At 71.8% G+C, this 17,439-nt stretch carries 19 protein-coding genes and 1 pseudogene; 13 read left to right on the top strand and 7 right to left on the bottom strand.

Annotated features, from left to right (window positions below; translation table 11 throughout):
• Nucleotides 1-8: 8 nt before the first annotated feature.
• The 4 genes from ACFPIJ_RS07030 to ACFPIJ_RS07015 all read left to right on the top strand — a co-directional run bounded on the left by ACFPIJ_RS07030 (nucleotide 9) and on the right by ACFPIJ_RS07015 (nucleotide 3,255).
• Nucleotides 9-935, top strand: coding sequence for an NAD(P)/FAD-dependent oxidoreductase (locus ACFPIJ_RS07030; RefSeq protein WP_380113803.1), 927 nt, complete (start codon nucleotides 9-11; stop codon nucleotides 933-935).
• 105 nt (nucleotides 936-1,040) lie between these two features.
• On the top strand, nucleotides 1,041-1,751 hold the full coding sequence (locus tag ACFPIJ_RS07025; protein ID WP_380113802.1) for an aminoglycoside adenylyltransferase domain-containing protein: 711 nt from the start codon (nucleotides 1,041-1,043) through the stop codon (nucleotides 1,749-1,751).
• Entirely contained in the window at nucleotides 1,748-2,713 is a 966-nt protein-coding gene (ligD, locus tag ACFPIJ_RS07020) for a non-homologous end-joining DNA ligase (RefSeq protein WP_380113801.1), read from the top strand. The genes ACFPIJ_RS07025 and ligD overlap by 4 nt, the downstream gene beginning before the upstream one ends.
• Nucleotides 2,713-3,255, top strand: a complete 543-nt coding sequence (locus tag ACFPIJ_RS07015; protein ID WP_380113800.1) for a GrpB family protein — start codon at nucleotides 2,713-2,715, stop codon at nucleotides 3,253-3,255. Before ligD ends, ACFPIJ_RS07015 begins: the two co-directional genes overlap by 1 nt.
• A gap of 449 nt (nucleotides 3,256-3,704) precedes the next feature.
• On the opposite strand, the gene ACFPIJ_RS07010 is transcribed toward ACFPIJ_RS07015, so the two are convergent.
• Both ACFPIJ_RS07010 and ACFPIJ_RS07005 read right to left on the bottom strand, forming a co-directional pair.
• Nucleotides 3,705-4,112, bottom strand: coding sequence for a VOC family protein (locus ACFPIJ_RS07010; protein WP_380113799.1), 408 nt, complete (start codon nucleotides 4,110-4,112; stop codon nucleotides 3,705-3,707).
• Nucleotides 4,113-4,122: 10 nt separating this feature from the next.
• On the bottom strand, nucleotides 4,123-4,611 hold the full coding sequence (locus ACFPIJ_RS07005) for a helix-turn-helix transcriptional regulator (RefSeq protein ID WP_380113798.1): 489 nt from the start codon (nucleotides 4,609-4,611) through the stop codon (nucleotides 4,123-4,125).
• A gap of 101 nt (nucleotides 4,612-4,712) precedes the next feature.
• Here ACFPIJ_RS07005 and ACFPIJ_RS07000 point away from each other — a divergent pair, with 101 nt between their 5' ends.
• On the top strand, nucleotides 4,713-5,591 hold the full coding sequence (locus ACFPIJ_RS07000) for a polysaccharide deacetylase family protein (RefSeq protein ID WP_380113797.1): 879 nt from the start codon (nucleotides 4,713-4,715) through the stop codon (nucleotides 5,589-5,591).
• Here ACFPIJ_RS07000 and ACFPIJ_RS06995 read toward each other — a convergent pair.
• The 3 genes from ACFPIJ_RS06995 to ACFPIJ_RS06985 are packed head-to-tail and all read right to left on the bottom strand — an operon-like array spanning nucleotide 5,588 to nucleotide 6,880.
• On the bottom strand, nucleotides 5,588-5,965 hold the full coding sequence (locus tag ACFPIJ_RS06995; RefSeq protein WP_380113796.1) for a DUF4180 domain-containing protein: 378 nt from the start codon (nucleotides 5,963-5,965) through the stop codon (nucleotides 5,588-5,590). The genes ACFPIJ_RS07000 and ACFPIJ_RS06995 overlap by 4 nt on opposite strands.
• 16 nt (nucleotides 5,966-5,981) lie before the next feature.
• Nucleotides 5,982-6,479: a metallophosphoesterase family protein gene (locus ACFPIJ_RS06990; protein WP_380113795.1), complete on the bottom strand. Its 498-nt coding sequence runs from the start codon at nucleotides 6,477-6,479 to the stop codon at nucleotides 5,982-5,984.
• Nucleotides 6,476-6,880 (bottom strand): RDD family protein, encoded by a 405-nt coding sequence (locus ACFPIJ_RS06985; protein WP_380113794.1) that lies wholly within the window; start codon nucleotides 6,878-6,880, stop codon nucleotides 6,476-6,478. Before ACFPIJ_RS06985 ends, ACFPIJ_RS06990 begins: the two co-directional genes overlap by 4 nt.
• 91 nt (nucleotides 6,881-6,971) lie before the next feature.
• Between ACFPIJ_RS06985 and ACFPIJ_RS06980 the strand changes: the two genes are divergently transcribed.
• From ACFPIJ_RS06980 to ACFPIJ_RS06960, 5 genes are all read left to right on the top strand, one after another.
• A complete protein-coding gene (locus tag ACFPIJ_RS06980; protein ID WP_380113793.1) occupies nucleotides 6,972-7,865 on the top strand; it encodes an ABC transporter ATP-binding protein in 894 nt (297 codons plus the stop codon).
• Nucleotides 7,862-8,584, top strand: a complete 723-nt coding sequence (locus ACFPIJ_RS06975; protein WP_380113792.1) for an ABC transporter permease — start codon at nucleotides 7,862-7,864, stop codon at nucleotides 8,582-8,584. Before ACFPIJ_RS06980 ends, ACFPIJ_RS06975 begins: the two co-directional genes overlap by 4 nt.
• Nucleotides 8,585-8,605: 21 nt before the next feature.
• A complete protein-coding gene (locus tag ACFPIJ_RS06970; protein WP_380113791.1) occupies nucleotides 8,606-9,697 on the top strand; it encodes a sensor histidine kinase in 1,092 nt (363 codons plus the stop codon).
• Nucleotides 9,698-9,712: 15 nt separating this feature from the next.
• Nucleotides 9,713-10,846: a methyltransferase domain-containing protein gene (locus ACFPIJ_RS06965; RefSeq protein ID WP_380113790.1), complete on the top strand. Its 1,134-nt coding sequence runs from the start codon at nucleotides 9,713-9,715 to the stop codon at nucleotides 10,844-10,846.
• A gap of 457 nt (nucleotides 10,847-11,303) precedes the next feature.
• Complete coding sequence (locus ACFPIJ_RS06960; protein ID WP_380113789.1) at nucleotides 11,304-12,305, top strand: aminoglycoside phosphotransferase family protein; 1,002 nt, start codon at nucleotides 11,304-11,306, stop codon at nucleotides 12,303-12,305.
• Nucleotides 12,306-12,351: 46 nt separating this feature from the next.
• Here ACFPIJ_RS06960 and ACFPIJ_RS06955 read toward each other — a convergent pair whose 3' ends face one another.
• Nucleotides 12,352-13,473, bottom strand: a complete 1,122-nt coding sequence (locus tag ACFPIJ_RS06955) for an FAD-dependent monooxygenase (RefSeq protein WP_380113788.1) — start codon at nucleotides 13,471-13,473, stop codon at nucleotides 12,352-12,354.
• A gap of 74 nt (nucleotides 13,474-13,547) precedes the next feature.
• On the opposite strand from ACFPIJ_RS06955, the gene ACFPIJ_RS06950 reads away from it, so the two are divergent.
• Nucleotides 13,548-14,156, top strand: a complete 609-nt coding sequence (locus tag ACFPIJ_RS06950; protein WP_380113787.1) for a TetR/AcrR family transcriptional regulator — start codon at nucleotides 13,548-13,550, stop codon at nucleotides 14,154-14,156.
• Nucleotides 14,157-15,017: 861 nt separating this feature from the next.
• Nucleotides 15,018-15,203: an antitoxin gene (locus ACFPIJ_RS06945; RefSeq protein WP_203844031.1), complete on the top strand. Its 186-nt coding sequence runs from the start codon at nucleotides 15,018-15,020 to the stop codon at nucleotides 15,201-15,203.
• Between the two features lie 27 nt (nucleotides 15,204-15,230).
• On the opposite strand, the gene ACFPIJ_RS06940 is transcribed toward ACFPIJ_RS06945, so the two are convergent.
• A complete protein-coding gene (locus ACFPIJ_RS06940) occupies nucleotides 15,231-15,737 on the bottom strand; it encodes a DUF1360 domain-containing protein (protein WP_380113785.1) in 507 nt (168 codons plus the stop codon).
• A 140-nt stretch (nucleotides 15,738-15,877) separates the two neighbouring features.
• Between ACFPIJ_RS06940 and ACFPIJ_RS06935 the strand changes: the two are divergent.
• Nucleotides 15,878-17,269 (top strand): annotated as a pseudogene (locus ACFPIJ_RS06935) (DEAD/DEAH box helicase); the annotation flags it as partial.
• Nucleotides 17,270-17,439: the final 170 nt, after the last annotated feature.

The following is a 17,439-nucleotide window of genomic DNA, read 5'->3' as shown; positions in this document are numbered from 1 at the left end:
TCGGGGGCATGGAGAACGAATACGACGTCGTAATCATCGGTGGCGGCGCCGCCGGCCTGAGCGCGGCGCTGACCCTGTCCCGCGCGCGCCGCCGGGTGCTGGTCGTCGACGCGGGCCACCCCCGCAACGCCCCCGCCGGCCACGTGCACAACTATCTCGGCCGGGAGAGCACCCCACCGGGCGACCTACTGGCAATCGGTCGCTCAGAGGTCATGGGGTACGGCGGCGAGATCCGCAACGGCATCGTCACCGCGGTCCACCCCCGGTCCGACGCCCCCGAGCGGCCCCGGTTCGCGGTGGAACTCGCTGACGGCACCGGTGTCGCGGCGCGCCGGGTCCTGGTCACCACGGGCCTCACCGACGAGCTGCCGGACATCCCCGGCGTGGCCGAGCACTGGGGCAGCCGCGTGCTGCACTGCCCCTACTGCCACGGGTGGGAGGTCCGCGACCGGCCCGTCGCGATCCTCGGGCTGTCGCCGATGTCCGCGCACCAGGCGCTGCTCTGGCGGCAGTGGACCCCCGACGTCACCCTGCTGCTGCACACCGGTCCGGCGCCGTCCCCGGACGAGCTGGCGCGGCTCGCCCGGCGCGGCATCCGGATCGTCGAGGGCGAGGTCACCGGCTTCGGCACCGACGGGGCCCGGCTCGCCGACGGCACGCTCGTGCCGGTCGACGCCCTGGTCCTGATGGGCCGCATCGAGGCCCGCGCCGACGCCCTCGCGCCGCTGGGCCTGAAACCGGTCGACTTCGAGGCCAACGGTCACCGGTTCGGCACGCACCTCCCTTCGGGCCCGGGCGGCGCCACCACCGTGCCGGGCGTCTACGTGGCCGGCAACGTCACCGACCCGATGGCCACGGTCATCGCCGCGGCCGCCGCCGGGGTCAGCACCGCCGGAATGCTGAACATGGATCTCGTCATGGAGGACGCCGCCTGACCGACCCGTGGCGCCGGTCCCCCGGCCGGTGCCGCGGGTCAAGCGGTCGCGGTCACGTCGTGTTACGCTTCCTAGGATACTAGGCTCCATGGAAGGGGCGGGCAGATGGACTTCGCCGGGCAGATCGCCGAGGTCGTCCCGGACGGCCTGGTGGCCGTGATCCTGCACGGTTCCCTGGCCACCGGCGACTTCCTGGCCGGGCGCAGCGACATCGACCTGCTCACCGTCGTCACGACCGCGATCACCGACGGGCAGGCCGACGCGCTGGAGCGGTTCGTCCTGGATGCGGATCTCGGCGACGCCGCCGGGATGGATCTGCACGTGGTCACCGCCGCCGTGGCCGCCGACCCCGGGCAGCTGCCGCCAGTGGAGCTGTATGTCGGCCGGCATCAGTCCGGCGTCGAGGTCGACCGCGGCGTCGCCGCCGACCCGGACCTGCCGGTCGAGCTGGCGATGGCCCGCGCCGGCGGCCGGTCGCTGCTCGGCGCGGCGCCCGTCGAGGTGATCGGCGAGATCCCGGGCCGGTGGGTGCTCGACCGGGGACGGCACTGGCTGACGGTGTGGCAGGGGTTGACGGACGACGACGAGCACGCCGCGCACATGGTGCTGACCGCCTGCCGGATCTGGAGATTCGCCGCGACGGGGGTGCACTGCGGCAAGGGAGACGCGGCGAGGTGGGCAGCCGGCCGGGATCCGGGCCTGGAGGTGATCGGGGCGGCGCTGGATCGGTACACGACCGGAAAACGCGACCCGATCGAGCCTGCGGCGATCGGCGGGCTGCTCGACCGGGTGCTCCGGGATACGGTGTGGCGGTGACCGCAGCCGAGGAGCGTGACGGGGTCGCTCTGACGAACCTCGACCAGCCGCTGTTCGACGACGCCGGAGCGACCAAGCGGGACCTGGTCGACTATCTCGACGCCGTCCGCGACCGGATCATCCCGGTGCTGCAGGACCGGCCGCTGTCGGTGGTGCGGGTGCTGCGCGGGCAGCAGCCGTTCATGCAGAAGAACCTGCCGAAATACACGCCGGACTGGGTCCCGAGGATGACCGTGTGGGCGGAGTCGTCGAAGCGGGACGTCACCTATGCGCTGTGCGAGGACCGGCGGACGCTGCTGTGGTTCGCCAACCAGCGGGCCATCGAGTTCCACCCGTTGCTGGCCAAGGCGCCGGACTTCGCGCACACCACCCACATGATCCTCGACCTGGACCCGCCGTCGCCGGACGCGTTCGGGCTCGCGGTCGGCGCGGCCAAGCTGATCCGGACCGTGCTCACCGACCTCGGCATGGACAGCGCGGTGAAGACCAGCGGCGCCAAGGGGCTGCACGTGTTCGTGCCGATCGACGCGCACGCGCCGATGGAGGACATCGCCGCCGCGACGCGGGCCGTGGCCACCAGGGCCGCTCGGCTCGACCCGGCCCTGGCCACGACCGCATTCATCCGGGAAGACCGGGAAGGCAAGGTGTTCCTCGACCCGACGAGGGTCGGCGGGGCGACCGTCGTCGCCGCGTACAGTCCGCGGCTGCGACCCGGCACGCCCGTGTCGTTTCCGCTGTCGTGGGACGACCTCGACGACGTGACGCCGTCCGACTTCACGATCCACACCGCGCCCGCGCTCCTGGGCGACGGCGACCCGTGGGCGGCGCGGATGCCGGCCCCGCAACGGCTCGACGCCGACCTGATCGCTGAGGGACACACCATCCCCGTGCCCCGCGTGCAGGCGATGCACGAGGGGAAACGTCGCGCCAGGGCGAAGCGGGAAGCGGCAGTGAACGACTGATGCCGATCTCCGTGGACGGGGCGCGGGACGAGTGGGCGGCGCGCGGCCTCGAGCTCGCCGCCCGCATCCAGCACGACCTCGGCGCGTCGGCGGTGCGGGTCGAGCACATCGGCAGCACGTCGATCCCCGGGATGCCCGCGAAGCCGATCATCGATCTGCAGGTCAGCGTCACGGATCTCGACGCGCCACTGGACGGTCCCCTCGAAGCCCTCGGGCTGGCGCCGCGGCCCTACCGGTATGACCACGTGCCCGCTGGGCTGACCGACGACCCGGAGCGGTGGACGAAGCGGGCCTGGAGCGGACCGGGCGTCAACCTGCACGTCCGGCTGGTCGGCTCGCCGAACGAGCGGCTGGCGCTGCTGTTCCGCGACTGGTTCCGGGCGCACCCGGCGGCGGTGCCGGCCTATGGTGCGTTCAAGTCGGCGCTGGCCGAGGTCCTCGACGACGTCGGCGTCTACAGCGACGTCAAGGACCCCGTCGTCGACCTGGTGATCGTCGTGGCCGAGGAGTGGGCCACAGCGACCGGCTGGCGCGTCGGCTAGTCCCAGCGCGGGCCCGCCGGCCTGGAGCGCATTCAAGTCAACGCCGGCCCAAGTCCTGGACGACGTGGGCGCTTGCCAGGCGACGTTCCGTCGTCGACCTGGTCAACAGGCGACGTTCCGTGGCCGACCTGGTGATCGTCGCTGAGGAGTGGTCCGCGGTGACCGGCTGGCGCGTCGGTTCGTCCCAGCACTCAACACAGACCATCCGGGTGGCCCACTCAAACACGATCGGCTGGCCAACTCGTCACGACGGGACTCGTCCATATCCGCCCGCCGGACGCCCGGACCTCCACGAGGACCGGCCGGCGGACAGCTCGTGGTGTGTCCACCAGCGTTGCCCGGCTCGCCGTCTCGTCGCCATCCGTGATCGACAGGAAGTCCTGGTCGTGGGAGCAACCAGACGATCCGGTCGATCACGGAAGACCCGGCGAACGCTGGTGGACACCGCGTCAGTCGCGGGGCTCGACGAGGACGAGCCAGTTGCCGGTGTCGTCGCGCATGACCGCCTCCACGCCATAGGGCCGGTCGGACGGCTCCTGCAGGAACGTGACGCCCTTCGCCGACAGCTCCGCGAACGCCTTGTGGCAGTCGTCGACCCGCAGCCCGAGCCCGCCCATCTGGCCCTTCTCCAGCTGGCGCCGCACGAACGCGGCCGCCTCCTCGTCCAGCGGAGGGCCGGGGATCATGAGCGTCACCTCCAGCTCCGGCTGGTTCGGGTGCCCGATCGTCAGCCACCGGTAGCCATCACCCATGGTGACGTCGACACGAGGCTCGAACCCGAGCAGGTTCACGTAGAAGTCGCGGGCTTTATCCTGGTCAAGGCAGTAGACGGTAACCAGCGAGACGTTCGTAATCATGCCGCGAACGTTACTGACCGTCAGACTTCGGGTGCTTCTCCAGAATTGCGGCCCTGCGCGTCTGCTGCAGCACACCGTTCATGAACAGGAAGCAGCCCGGGACGTGCGGGGCGCCACGGGCCGCCCAGCGGTCCCGGTAGACGGTCGGGCTCTCCCCCACGATCGCGGTGAACCTGGCCGAGAACGAGCCCAGGCTGCTGAAACCGACCGTCATGCAGATCTCGGTGACGGTCAGGTTGGCCGAGCGCAGCAGATCCTGGGCGCGCTCGATCCGGCGGCGGGTCAGGTAGCGCATCGGCGTCTCGCCATAGGCCGATTCGAAGCAGCGCACGAAGTGATACTTGGAGACGCGCGCGACCGCGGCAACCGCGTCCAGATCGAGGGGCTCGCGGTAGTGCCGGTCGAGGTGGTCGCGGGCCCGCCGCAGGTGGGCCAGCAGAGGCACGGGCACCTTGGTCTTCACGCCAGCACCATAACGCCCCCGCTGCAGGACAATCACCCGACGCATTCACACGCATGCGCAGTGCTACAGGGGATGTGAAAACTGCCCGGATTCGGTTACGTTGGCCGGACGTACCGTCCAGGTGAGGAGTGCTCAGGGTGTCCCGACGCAGGACCGCTGCCGTGTTGCTGGTGACGTCGCTGCTCGCCCTGACGGCGTGCGGGTCGGACAAGAAACCGGACCACTCGGCCGCCCTGCCCGCCTCCGTCGCACCCACCGCATCGGCATCCGCGGAGCCGTCGCCCGCGGCGCCGTCGGCGAGTCCGTCAGCGTCGACGTCGCCGACCAAGAAGCCGTCACCGAAACCGAGCGCGTCCACGGTGCAGGGCCCCGAGGGCACGTTCGTGATCCGCCCACCCGGCACCGGTCACGGCGCCGCCGGCTCGCAGAGCCGCACCGGCACCACCGCGGTCGCGCTGACGTTCGACGACGGACCCGACCCGGTCAACACCCCGAAAATCCTCGACCTGCTGCGCGAGACCGGCGTGAAGGCCACCTTCTGCCTGGTCGGCTTCCGCGCCCGGGACAACCCGGACCTGGTCCGTCGCATCGCCGCCGAGGGGCACACCCTGTGCAACCACTCGTGGCAGCACCTGACGGACCTGGCGAAGAAGGACCCGGGATACATCGACTGGGACCTGAAGAAGACCAACGAGGCGATCCGCGCCGCCGCCGGCCCCAACACCCCGATCAAGTATTTCCGGGCGCCCGGCGGCAACTTCACCTCCGGCCTGATCGCCAAGGCGAAGGACATGGGGATGGCGTCGATCTACTGGGACGCCGACCCGGCGGACTGGAACCACTCGAAGGACGCCAACGACGACGCCCACATCAAGCGCGTCATCGCCGACGTGAAGAAGCAGGTCCGGCAGGGCTCGATCGTGCTGTCCCACGACAACAAGCAGCCGGACACGATCATCGCGTACCGGACGCTGATCCCGTTCCTGAAGCAGTACTTCACCCTCGAGGCACTCTAGGCGCCGGCGCCGGCCGCCAGCCGCTCGTCCAGCGCGGCCAGGTCGGGCAGGAACCACGCGTCGCGGCGGCGGTTGGACTCGCGGACCAGGTCGCGCAGCGCGGTGCTGGCCTCGACCGGCGCGGTGATGTCACCGACGACGGCGAGCCGCAGCCGGTAGTTGACCAGCTTCTGCAGGATCTCCCCCGCCACGCCCGTGCGCAGCGTCCAGAACTCGGGCGCGACCCGGACGGCCGGCACGACCAGCAGGTCGACCCCGTGCTCCAGGGCGGCGCCGACCAGGTCACCGGCGTCGAGCTCGGTGCCGACGGCCGGGCCTTCCGCGGGCAGGATCAGCGTCGGGATGCCGTGCAGGGTCGTGACGGTCGGGTCCATGCCGACGATTGTTGTCTCACCGCGCGACCCGGTGCAGCTCAATTCCGGTGAGCGCCCCGCGCTCCACGTCGGCGGTCATGAAGGTGGCGAACGGCTGGCTCCGCCGGTCCGTCGGCGAACCCGGGTTCAGCAGTCGCAGGCCGCCCGGGGTCACGGTGGCCCACGGAATGTGGGAGTGGCCGAAGACGAGCAGGTCCCGCCCCGGGAAGCGGGCCTCGCAGCGCTGCTCACGGCCGGTCGCCGGGCCCGTCTCATGGACGACCGCCACCCGTAGCCCGTCCAGCTCGACGTCGGCCACCTCCGGCAGCCGCGCTCGCAGTGCCGGGCCGTCGTTGTTGCCGTACACCCCGACCAGCCGAACGCAACGTGACTCCAGGCGATCCAGGAACGCCTCGTCGACCCAGTCCCCGGCATGCAGGACGACGTCGGCGGCCTCGATGGCGGTCCAGACCGCTGCCGGCAGGTCGCGGGCCCGCTTCGGGACATGGGTGTCGGCGATGAGGACGAGTTTCATCGCTTGGTGACCACGGTGCCGGCAAGCTTGTCCCCCAGGGTCTGCCGTTTGGCGTCCCAGAGCGGAAACAGCACCCCGATACAACTGACGACGTCGGCGGCGTGCGCGAGGTCACGGACGAGTGCCGCGCCGGCGCCGATGGGTTTCTCGGTCCTCTCCGAGACGAGGTCCAGGCCGAGGAGCCGCTTGCCCCAGCTCTGCCCCCGGCCGCCGAGGAACCACCGGTTGTAGCCGATCCAGGCGAGGGCGGCCAGGAGGAACAGGTACAGGTACACGCCGTACGTCCCGTCACCGTTGTTGCCGACGACGGCGCCGGCGCCCAGCAGCGCCAGGTACGGGATCGCGTCGATGACGGCGGCGCCGACGCGCTCACGCCAGGTGGCGAGGTTCAAAAGGCTCACCGCCGTCACGGTAGGCGCATGACATCCGTCATGGGGCCCCGGGTGACGGCGCACAGATCCGCTGCGGTGGATGCCGGGCGATGCTCTTGGCATGACGAACGCAGCTGTCCAGTTGACCGGCCTCACGAAGCGGTTCGGTGCGCTCACCGCCGTGGACGGGCTGGACCTCACGATCCGCCGGGGTGAGGTCGTCGCGCTCCTCGGCCCGAACGGCGCCGGCAAGTCCACGACCATCGACATGCTCCTCGGGCTCCAGCGCCCCGACGCCGGCACTGTCCTGCTGGACGGGCAGTCCCCCGCCAAGGCGATCGCCAAGGGCACCGTCGGCGCACTGCTGCAGAGCGGCGGACTGCTGCCGGACCTCACCGCGGGCGAGACGGTGCGCCTCACCGCCGCGTTGCAGCAACGCTCGCGGCCGGTACGGGACGTGCTTGACCGAGCCGGTGTCACCGAGTTCGCCAACCAGCGGGTCGGTGGCCTCTCCGGCGGGCAGCAGCAGCGGATCCGGTTCGCGATGGCCCTCGTCGCCGACCCCGAGCTGCTGGTCCTGGACGAGCCGACGACCGGCATGGACGTCGAGACCCGCCGCGGCTTCTGGACCACGATGCGCCAGGAGACCGCGCAGGGCCGCACGGTGCTGTTCGCCACGCACTACCTCGACGAGGCCGACGCGTACGCGGACCGCATCGTCCTGCTGCGCGCCGGGCAGGTCATCGCCGACGGCACCGCCGCCCAGATCAAGGCGGCCGTCACCGGCCGGACCATCCGCGCCACCCTGCCCGGCGCCGACCTCGTCGGCCTCGCCGCGCTGCCCGGCGTCGACCGGGTCGAGACCCGCGGCGACGTGGTCATGCTGCACTGCGACGACTCCGACACCGCCCTGCGGGCCCTGCTCGGCAGCACCGACGCGCACGACGTCGAAGTCACCGCCCGCAACCTCGAAGACGCCTTCATCGCCCTCACCGCAGCCGGGAGCAGCAAGTGAACACCACCTACCTCCGCATGGAGATCGTCCGCCTGGTCCGCAACAAGCGGGTCGTCATCTTCTCGATGCTCATGCCGGCCCTGCTCCTGCTCATCATCGGCGGCGTCTCCGTCGGCGACGACCCCGACGCCAAGAAGTACGTCATGGTCAGCATGGCCCTGTTCGGCGCGATGACCGCCGCCCTCACCAGCGGCAGCACCATCGCCGTCGAGCGCGGCATCGGCTGGAACCGCACCCTGCGCCTCACGCCGCTCTCGCCCGGCGGGTACGTCGTCAACAAGGTCATCGTCGCGCTCCTCGTCGCCGTCCCGCCGGCCCTCGTCACGTTCCTCGTCGGCGCCCTGGGGCTGCACGTCCGGCTCACCGCGACCGAGTGGGTGCTGTGCTTCGTCGGCGCCTGGCTGTCGGCGCTGCCCTTCGCGGCACTCGGCGTCGTCATCGGCTACCTCGCCAAGCCCGACGGCGTCCAGCAGGTCACGGCGCTGCTCAACCTGACCCTCGCCGCCTTCGGTGGGCTCTGGGTGCCGGTCTCGCTCATGCCGGGCTTCATGCAGCAGATCGCGAAGCTGACCCCCTCGTACTGGACCGGGCAGGTCGCCCGCAGCCCCCTGGACCACGGCCACGTCGACGTCCAGGCCATCCTCGTCCTCGGCGGCTGGACCGTCGCGCTCGCCCTGGTCGCGCTGCGCCGGTTCCGCGTCGACACCGCCCGCGCCTGAGTCGTCGGTACCGTGTCCGACATGAGCACCAACACCAGCCGCCGCCCCTTCTGGTTGTGGGCGGCGGTCTGGCTGTTCTACATGGCCGGCCCGATCGGCGACGCGTGGCGCCGCCCCGAGGTCTGGGAGCGGGCCGTCGGCCTCACCGCGGCCATCGGCTTCTGCGTGGTCTACCTGCTGTCCTTCATCTCGGCCCGCACCGCCCTGAAACGCTCCGGCGCCGTCATGCGACTGCCCGAGGCGCTGGTGCGGCTCGCCGTGATGGTGGCCCTGATGACCGTGCTGACCGTCATCGTCGGCGAGTCCGGCCTGACCGCCCTGGTCTACGTCGGCGTGATGGCCGTGTTCACCTTCGAGCCGCGCATCGCCTGGACCGTGACCGCCGCCGCGGCAGTCACGGCCGCGCTCCTGCCACGGTTCGTGCCCGGCTGGCACAGTGACATCGACGTCACTTTCGCCGTCCTGGTCGCCGCCCTCGCGGTCTGGGGCGTCACTCGCGTCATGCAGCGCAACGCCCAGCTCGCCGAGGCCCGCGAGGAGATCACCGAACTGGCCGTCGCCGCCGAACGCAACCGCTTCGCCCGCGACCTGCACGACCTCCTCGGCCACTCCCTCACCGTCGTCTCCGTCAAGAGCGAGCTCGCCGCGCGCCTGGTCCACATCGCCCCGGACCGCGCCGAGGCCGAGCTCGCCGACATCCAGCGCCTGGTCCGCGAGGCGCTCGTCGACGTCCGCGCCGCCGTCTCCGGATACCGGGAGATGTCCCTGGCGACGGAACTCGCCTCGGCCCGCAGCGCCCTGGACGCCGCCGGCATCGAGGCGGAGGTCCCCCTCACGGCCGAGGCCGCCGACCCTGACCGGCAGCGGCTCTTCGCCTGGGTCGTCCGCGAAGGCGTCACCAACGTGATCCGCCACAGCGAGGCGAAACACTGCTGGATCCGCCTCGAGCACGCCGCCGTCGAGATCACCGACGACGGCCGCGGCCCGGCCACCTCGGAGCACCCCACCGGCCACGGCCTTGACGGCCTCCGCGAGCGGGTCGACTCCGCGGGCGGCAGCCTGACCGTCGGCAACCGCGAGGGCGGCGGCTTCGTCCTGCGCGCATCCACCTGAGCGGAGCCGCGACCCATGACCTACCACCTGATCGACGAACCACCGCCCACCGGCACGATCGCCCACGTCACGTTCGTCGCCTTCCTGCCCGGCGGCGCGTGTGCCGCCCTGCCCGGCCCGGCCCTGATGGGCGGCGCCGTCCTGCCCGGCGAGTCGATCGACCTCGACGCGAGCGTCCGCATCCCGCTGCGACAGGCCGGCTTCCGGCGGCAACGGGTGCGCGCCTTCGCCCTTGACGGCACCCACCTGTTCGCCTGGCTCTACGGCGACCACCGTCCTCGCCGGCACCCGGCCGGGCCCGATCCGGTCACCGCGACGCCGGCCGGCCCGGACCCGGCGACTGCAACACCTGCCGGGATCCACGAAGCCTCCGATCCGCCGGACCACGTGACCGCGACGCCGGCCGGGGTCAACGAAGACTCGGATCCGCTGGCCCTGGTGACCGCGACGCCGGACCTGCTCGCTGACGCGCTCGACCGGCGCGGCCTGCCGCTGCAGGCACGGGCGGTCCGGGATGCCGCCGCGGCGTTCGGCACCGCCGTCGAGCGTGACTACTCCGCGGATGCCCTGCGGCTGCTGGAGCCGGCGTACCTGCGGGCGGACACCCTCGAGGCCGGCTCCGGCTTCGGCGGCACCTCCGAGCAGTGGCGCGCCTGCCGGGAGATGATCGTCGACGGCATCGACCGGGACGGCACCTTCCTCGACGTCGGCTGCGCCAACGGCCTGCTCATGGAGTCGGTGCAGCGGTGGGCCGCCGAACGTGGCCATCACATCGAGCCCTACGGCATCGACCTCGGCCCCCGCCTTGCCGCGGCGGCACGGGCCCGGCTGCCGCATTGGGCCGACCGGATCGGCACCGGCAACGCGATGGACCACGTCCCGGCCGGCGGTCGCCGCTTCACGTTCACGCACGTCATCGTCGACCTGGCCCCGGCAGGCCGGCTCGCTGACCTGCTGCGCCACGCCCTCCGCACGTACGTCGAACCGGGCGGCCGGCTCCTCGTCAGCCGCTACGCACCGGTCGGCGGCACCGACCGCACCGACGCCGCCGAGATCGTCCGCGGGCTTGGGTTTCCGGTGGTGGGTGTGGCGCACGCGCGAGGCGGCAACGAGGCCGGGTCGACCGCGTGGGTGGACCGCCCTCGGTAGCGCTCGAATGCGGTTGCCGCACGCCATCGCGAGGGGCAGGCTGCGGCCGGTGGACCACTCTCCGCCCTCAGACGTGCCACAGCACCCGGCCGCCCCGGACCTGCCACGGCCCGGGGCCGCTCCGTCCGAGCCCGGCCACCCTCCCATCCCGATCCCGGCAGGGCATGAGCCCACCCGGTCCGAGCCCACCAGCACCGCCACCCCAGATCCGCCACTCCACGGAGCTGCCCCCTCCGAGCCCGGCCGCACCGCCCCCTCCGAGCCTGGCCACGCTGCGCCCTCCGAGCCCGGCCGCACTGCCCCCTCCGATCCGTCACCGCACGGGGGCCCCACCTCCGAGCCCGGCGACGCGTCCGGCCCGATCGAGCCCAGGCACGCGGTCCTGTCGTCCGACCCCTCGCGCACAGCCGCCCCATCCGGCTCCTGGCCCGTGACAACCCCGGACAGCCCCCGCCACATGGCCACACCGGATGCGGCGGGGGCTGCCGCCGACCGGTCACGGCAGTCGGTCGGCGTGGTCGGAGCGACGGCGGACAGCCGACGTCGGGCTGCCGTCGTCGCTGCGGCGGTGCCGGCACCGGTCCGGGCGAAGGCCGAAGCCGTCGGAGCGCACCAATGGCTACGGGGTCTGGCTGAGCTGGTTGCCGAGATCGAGGAGGACTGGGCGGTCAGCGTCAGCCAGGTATACGCCGATGCCACCGAAGCCCTGGTCGCCGAGGTGACCACGGCCGACGGCTCGCCCGCGGTGCTGAAGCTGATCGTGCCGCGCACCGGCAACGCCGCCGCCAACGAGATCACGGTGCTGCGGCTGGCCGACGGCGACGGCTGCGCCCGGTTGCTGCGCCACGACGTCGCCCGGGACGCGCTGCTGCTGGAGAAGCTCGGCCCGAGCCTGTTCGAACTGGGGCTGCCCGTCGACCGGCGGCTCGAGATCCTCTGCGACGTGGCGAGCCGGGTGTGGCGGCCGGCGCCGGATGCTGGACTGCCGACCGCCGCGACCAGGGGCGCCCGGCTCGGCACGCTCCTGCCGGCCCTCTGGGAGCGGCTCGGGCGCCCCTGCGCCGAACGCACCGTCGCCCACGCACTGGCCTGCGCCGAACGCCGCGCCGCCGCCCACGACGACGAACGGGCCGTCCTCGTCCACGGCGACGTCCACCAGTGGAACACGCTGCGGGGCGCGGACGGATTCCGGCTCGTCGACCCCGACGGGCTGCTCGCCGAGGCAGAGTTCGACCTCGGTGTCCTGATGCGCGAGGACCCTGTCGAGCTGATGGCGGGCGATCCCCGCGACCGGTCCCGTTGGCTCGCCGCCCGCACCGGCCTCGACGAGACCGCGATCTGGCAGTGGGGCGTCGTCGACCGTGTCATGACCGGCCTGGTGCTCACCCAGGTCGGCCTCCAGCCCGTGGCCGCCCAGATGCTCGCCGCCGCCGACACCATCGCCGCCATGCCCATCTGACGTCGCCCGGGCTGGTCCCCGTCGGCCCGGCCACGGCCCGCGGTGGTCATGCGTGGGCGAGCAGGACACGGGCGGCGGCGTTGCGGGTGGCGATGCCGAGTCTCGTCTTCGGGATCAGCATCGCCGTGGCCAGACCGACGGCGCGCTGCTTGGCGTCGGTGTGGGTGCGGTGGGCAGTCTCGTATGCCATGAATGCCGACGTGTGGTCGGACCTGCTCGCGGCCAGCGCGGCGGCGAGCGTGTGCGCGCCGGCCATCGCGAGGCTGGAGCCGTCGCCGAACAGGGACACGCAGGAGGCCGCATCGCCGAGCAGCGCCACCCGTCCGTGCGACCAGGACGGCAGGCGGACCTGGCTGACCGAGTCGAAATAGAGGTCCGGGGTCGACTGCAACTGCTCGAGCAGCTCCGGCACGCGCCAGCCGGCACCGGCATAGGCCTGCGCGACGATGCGCTTGTGCTGGGCGGTGTCTCGGTGGTCGAAGCCGTCGACCATCGGGCCGCGGAAGATGAAGGCGGCCATCGGCCGGCCCGTCGACGGGTGGATCGACACGAGGCGGCCCGGCGTGTTGTGCATCAGGACGTCGTGCGGGTATTCGGCCGGACCGTCCAGTGGCATGGTCGCCACCCAGACGCCCATGTGCCGCACGAAATCCCTCTCCGGGCCGAAGACGATCCTGCGCACAGCGGAGTGCAGCCCGTCGGCGCCGACGACGAGGTCGAAGCGGCGCGGCGCGGCCCGCTCGAACGTCACGTCGACGCCCCCGCTGTCCTGGCTCACCGACGTGACGGTGTCGTCCCACAGCAGCTCCGCGTCGTCGCGGGCGACCGCCTGCAGGATCGCGGCCAGGTCACCGCGCGGCAGCTCGACCTCCTGGTTGCCCGCCGCGCTCTTCGAGGTCGGCATCGGCATGCGACCGGCCGGGCGGCCCTTGGCGTCGATGACGAGCATCGAGGTGGCGTGGGTGGCCGCCGCGCGCAACTGCGGCAGGATGCCCAGCTCCTCGGCGACGGGCAGGGCCGGGCCGCGCACGTCGACCGGGTTGCCGCTGGAGCGCAGCCCACCGGCGCGCTCCACGATCGTGGGGCGGAACCCGTGGCGGGCCAGGAAGTAGGCGAGGGTCGGGCCGGCCACGCCGGCGCCGGAGATGAGGACGGTGGGAGGAGTCATGGGACGACCATAGCTGCATTGAGTGCAGAAATGCAATGAGTGCAAGATGACACTTGATGCGGTACCATGGCCGCATGACCCTGCGTGACCGCAAGCGCGCCCGCATCCGGCAGTCTCTCGTCGACGCCGCGACCGAGCTGTTCGAGCGGGACGGCTATGAGGGCACGACGGTCGCCGACATCGCCGCGGCGGCGGACATCGGCACGCGCACGTTCTTCAGCTATTTCGCCAGCAAGGAGGAGCTGCTCTTCCCCGAAAGCGACCGCCGGGTCCAGGCGTGCGTCGACGCGATCGCGGCCCGCGGACCTGCCGACACCCCGGTCGAGGTGCTGGTCCGCGCCTTACATCTGACCGGCGCCGACAACGACGACCTGACCGACCGGCTGGCGGCGCTGCGGATGCGGCTGATCCGGGAGGTGCCGGCAGTGCGGGGGCGCGGGCTGCAGCTCCAGATGGACGCCCAGCAGCAGATCGCGGCACATCTGGCCGAGGCGTTTCCCGAGGAGCTGGACAAGGTCAGGGCGGGAGCGCTGGTCGGAGCGTTCGTCGGCGCTGTGACCGGGGCGGTGCAAGTGGTGATGGAGGACTTACCGGCGCATCACGACCCGAAAGCACTCCGGTCGGCGGTCGAGGAGGCCACGAGCATGGCGTTACAGCCCTGGATGGCGCACCGGACCCACTAAAGGCAGGACCTGGTGCGACACAGCCCCCAGACAGCGGCCGGGTCAGCAAGCGGGCACGGCAGCGAGGTCCAGGAAGCACATCCGGCGGCGCCTCCCCGAAAACGTCCACGGCAGCAAGGTCCAGCGAGCACCCACGGCAGCACCTCGCCGAAACATCCACGGCAGCGAGGTCCAGGAAGCACGTCCGGCAGTACCTCACCGAAACGTCCACGGCAGCAAGGTCCAGCGAGCACCCACGGCAGCACCTCGCCGAAACATCCACGGCAGCGAGGTCCAGGAAGCACGTCCGGCAGCACCTCACCGAAAGCCTCCACGGCAGCAAGGTCCAGCGAGCACCCACGGCAGCACCTCGCCGAAACATCCACGGCAGCGAGGTCCAGGAAGCACGTCCGGCAGCACCTCACCGAAAGCCTCCATGGCAGCAAGGTCCAGCGACCACCTACGACAGCACTTCGCCGAAAACGTCCACGGCAGGGCGTCGTTCGATGGTTCCACACCCTTGCTGACTGCAAGAACCTAGAACAAATCACCCGAAACGGGCGTCGGCTCAGTCCGCACCGAGATCGAATGATCTTGGTCGCTTGATCGAAGGAGCCGGGTGGCCACATGGACGACTAGCCACATGGACAACCACAGCACTCCTTCGATCTGTGAGCGGAGGCAGGAGATCGCCGTCTGGGCGCCGGCAATTCCCAGTCCAGCAATCGATAAATTCACTTTTCGCCATGATCGGTGTGGACGTGACCCGGAGACCCGGAAGGGTGACCTGGCAGGAGCCGTCAGGCATGATCGTGGCAAGGTGGCAGGGGCCGCCCGTGCACAAAAGCCCGGGGTGGCGGATCAGACAGAGGGGGACGAACCGTGAACAGCTTCTTCGATCGGGTGAAGGATCTCGCGGACCAGCACGACGACAAGGTCGACGCGGCGCTGGAGAAGGTCGGCGACTTCGTCGACGACAAGACCGGCGGGAAGCACTCCGAGCACATCGACAAGGCCGTCGACGCCGCCCAGCAGCACACCGGCGAGGGCGACACCACCAAGAACTAGCGCAAGACCGGAGAGCCGGGAGCCGAGCTACCCCGCGGCCTTCTTCGCCGCCGAGTACGCCAGGTGCAGGAAATCGGCGCCGGCGATCGCGCTTGCCACGCCCATGCCGAAGCGGGTCAGGCGCGGGGCGAACACGAGGCCGGCGCCGAGGCCTGACGCGACCCACACCGCGGTGCAGAACGGGCAGGTCAGCAGCTCGCCGAGGGCGTGCTGGACGCCGTGGCCGCGGGGGCTCTCGTTGAGCTCCGCAGAGCCGGCCGCGCTCTCGAACTGGGTGACCGGCGCGCGCAGCGGGCTGGTGATCGTGTCCTTGGTGATCAGCCGGGACACCTTGTGCGTCGAGACCGCCAGTAACGCCAGGTCAAAGGCTGAGGGCCGCTCCGGGAGGTGCTTTCCGGTGAGTTTGGCAACACCTGCGACTGCGGCCGCGGCGGTGGAGAAGACGGCCATGACGGTGGCGTACCCGCGCAGCGGACGCTCATCGGGTGCCTTCCGCGCGTACTCCGAAGCCGGCCGGGCATCGATGTCTGCCATAGGGCCCGCCCTACCCGAACCGTCCGAGCGGCAAACCAGGTGATCGTCTCGGGTACGATGACTCTGCAACGTCGACCCCCGCGCCGCGACCACCACCGTCAGCGCCGGGCAGGACGACCCCTCAGACGTTCGGAGACTTCATGGCGGTCCGCCGCCTCATCCCTTCATCCTCCTCGGCGACCTTCGCCGATCTCGGCGTCCCCGCACCGCTCGTCGCGGTGCTCGCCGCCAACGGCGTGACCGAGCCGTTCCCGATCCAGACGGCCACGCTGCCCGATGCGATCGGCGGCCGGGACGTCCTCGGTCGGGGCCGGACCGGCTCCGGCAAGACGTATGCGTTCGTGCTGCCCGTGCTGATCCGGCTCGCCGCGAGCCGCGCCCGCAACCCGCGCCGTCCCGGCCGGCCGCGGGCACTGGTGCTGGTGCCGACCCGTGAGCTCGCGACGCAGGTCGAGGCCGCGATGGCGCCGCTCGCGCAGGCGCTGTCGCTGCGCACGCAGGTCGTGTTCGGTGGGGTCGGCGCCAACCCGCAGATCTCCGCGTTGCGCGCGGGCGTCGACGTGCTCGTCGCCTGCCCCGGCCGGCTCGACGACCACGTCCGGTCCGGTCACGCCCGCCTCGACGACATCGAGGTCACCGTCCTGGACGAGGCCGACCACATGGCCGACCTGGGCTTCCTCCCGGTGGTCCGCCGGCTGCTGGACGCGACGCCGTCCGACGCGCAGCGGCTGCTGTTCTCGGCGACCCTCGACGCCGGTGTGGACGTGCTCGTTCGCCGGTATCTGACCGACCCGGTGACGCACAGTGTCGACCCGGTGTCGGCGCCGCCGGTCGACATGACCCACCACGTGCTGCACCTGCGTGACGAGGACCGGTTCCCGGTGCTGGTCGAGCTGACCGCGGCGCCGGGTCGCACGGTCGTGTTCACCCGCACGAAGCGCGGCGCCAAGACCCTCGCCAAGAAGCTGGTCGCCGCCGGCGTGCCGGCCGTGGAGCTGCACGGCAACCTCGCGCAGAACGCGCGCGACCGCAACCTGACCGCGTTCTCCGACGGCAGCGCCCGCACGCTGGTCGCGACCGACATCGCCGCGCGTGGCATCCACGTCGACGACGTCGCGCTGGTCATCCACGCGGACCCGCCCGCGGAGCACAAGGCCTATCTGCACCGCTCGGGCCGCACGGCCAGGGCCGGCGCCAGCGGCACCGTGGTCACGCTGATGACCGACAAGCAGACCGGTGACGTGCGCCAGCTGGCCCGGGAGGCCGGCATCAAGCCGACGATCACCAAGCTGCGGCCCGGTGACTCGCTGCTGACCGAGCTCGCCCCGGGTGAGCGCACCTTCCACGAGCCGCCCGCCGAGCCGGTCGCAGTGCCCCGTCAGGGTCGCGGCCGGGCCCGGGACGCGATCGACGACGATGCCGCACCGCGCACCGCCGGCCGACGCTCCGGCCGCCGCAGAGGCACCGCGGCAAACGCTGAAAGTGCCACAAGCACAAGCAGCCGTGGTACGGCCAGCGCCTCCGACGCACGGGACACCACCCGACGGACCACGGCCTCGACCGTGACCGGTGAACGTACCGCTCGCAGCGGCCGGTCCGACAGCGGCGCCCGGCGCGGCCAGCCCGCTGAAAGCACCGGCGCGCGCGGCACGGCTGAAGGCACCACCCGGCGCGACGGCACCGGCCAGCGCGGCACGGCTGA

Origin of the sequence: Dactylosporangium cerinum, assembly GCF_042653625.1 — a bacterium.
GTDB classification, from domain to species: domain Bacteria; phylum Actinomycetota; class Actinomycetes; order Mycobacteriales; family Micromonosporaceae; genus Dactylosporangium; species Dactylosporangium cerinum.
Note: the sequence above shows the minus strand (reverse complement) of the source record. Positions and strands in the feature narration are given on the sequence as shown.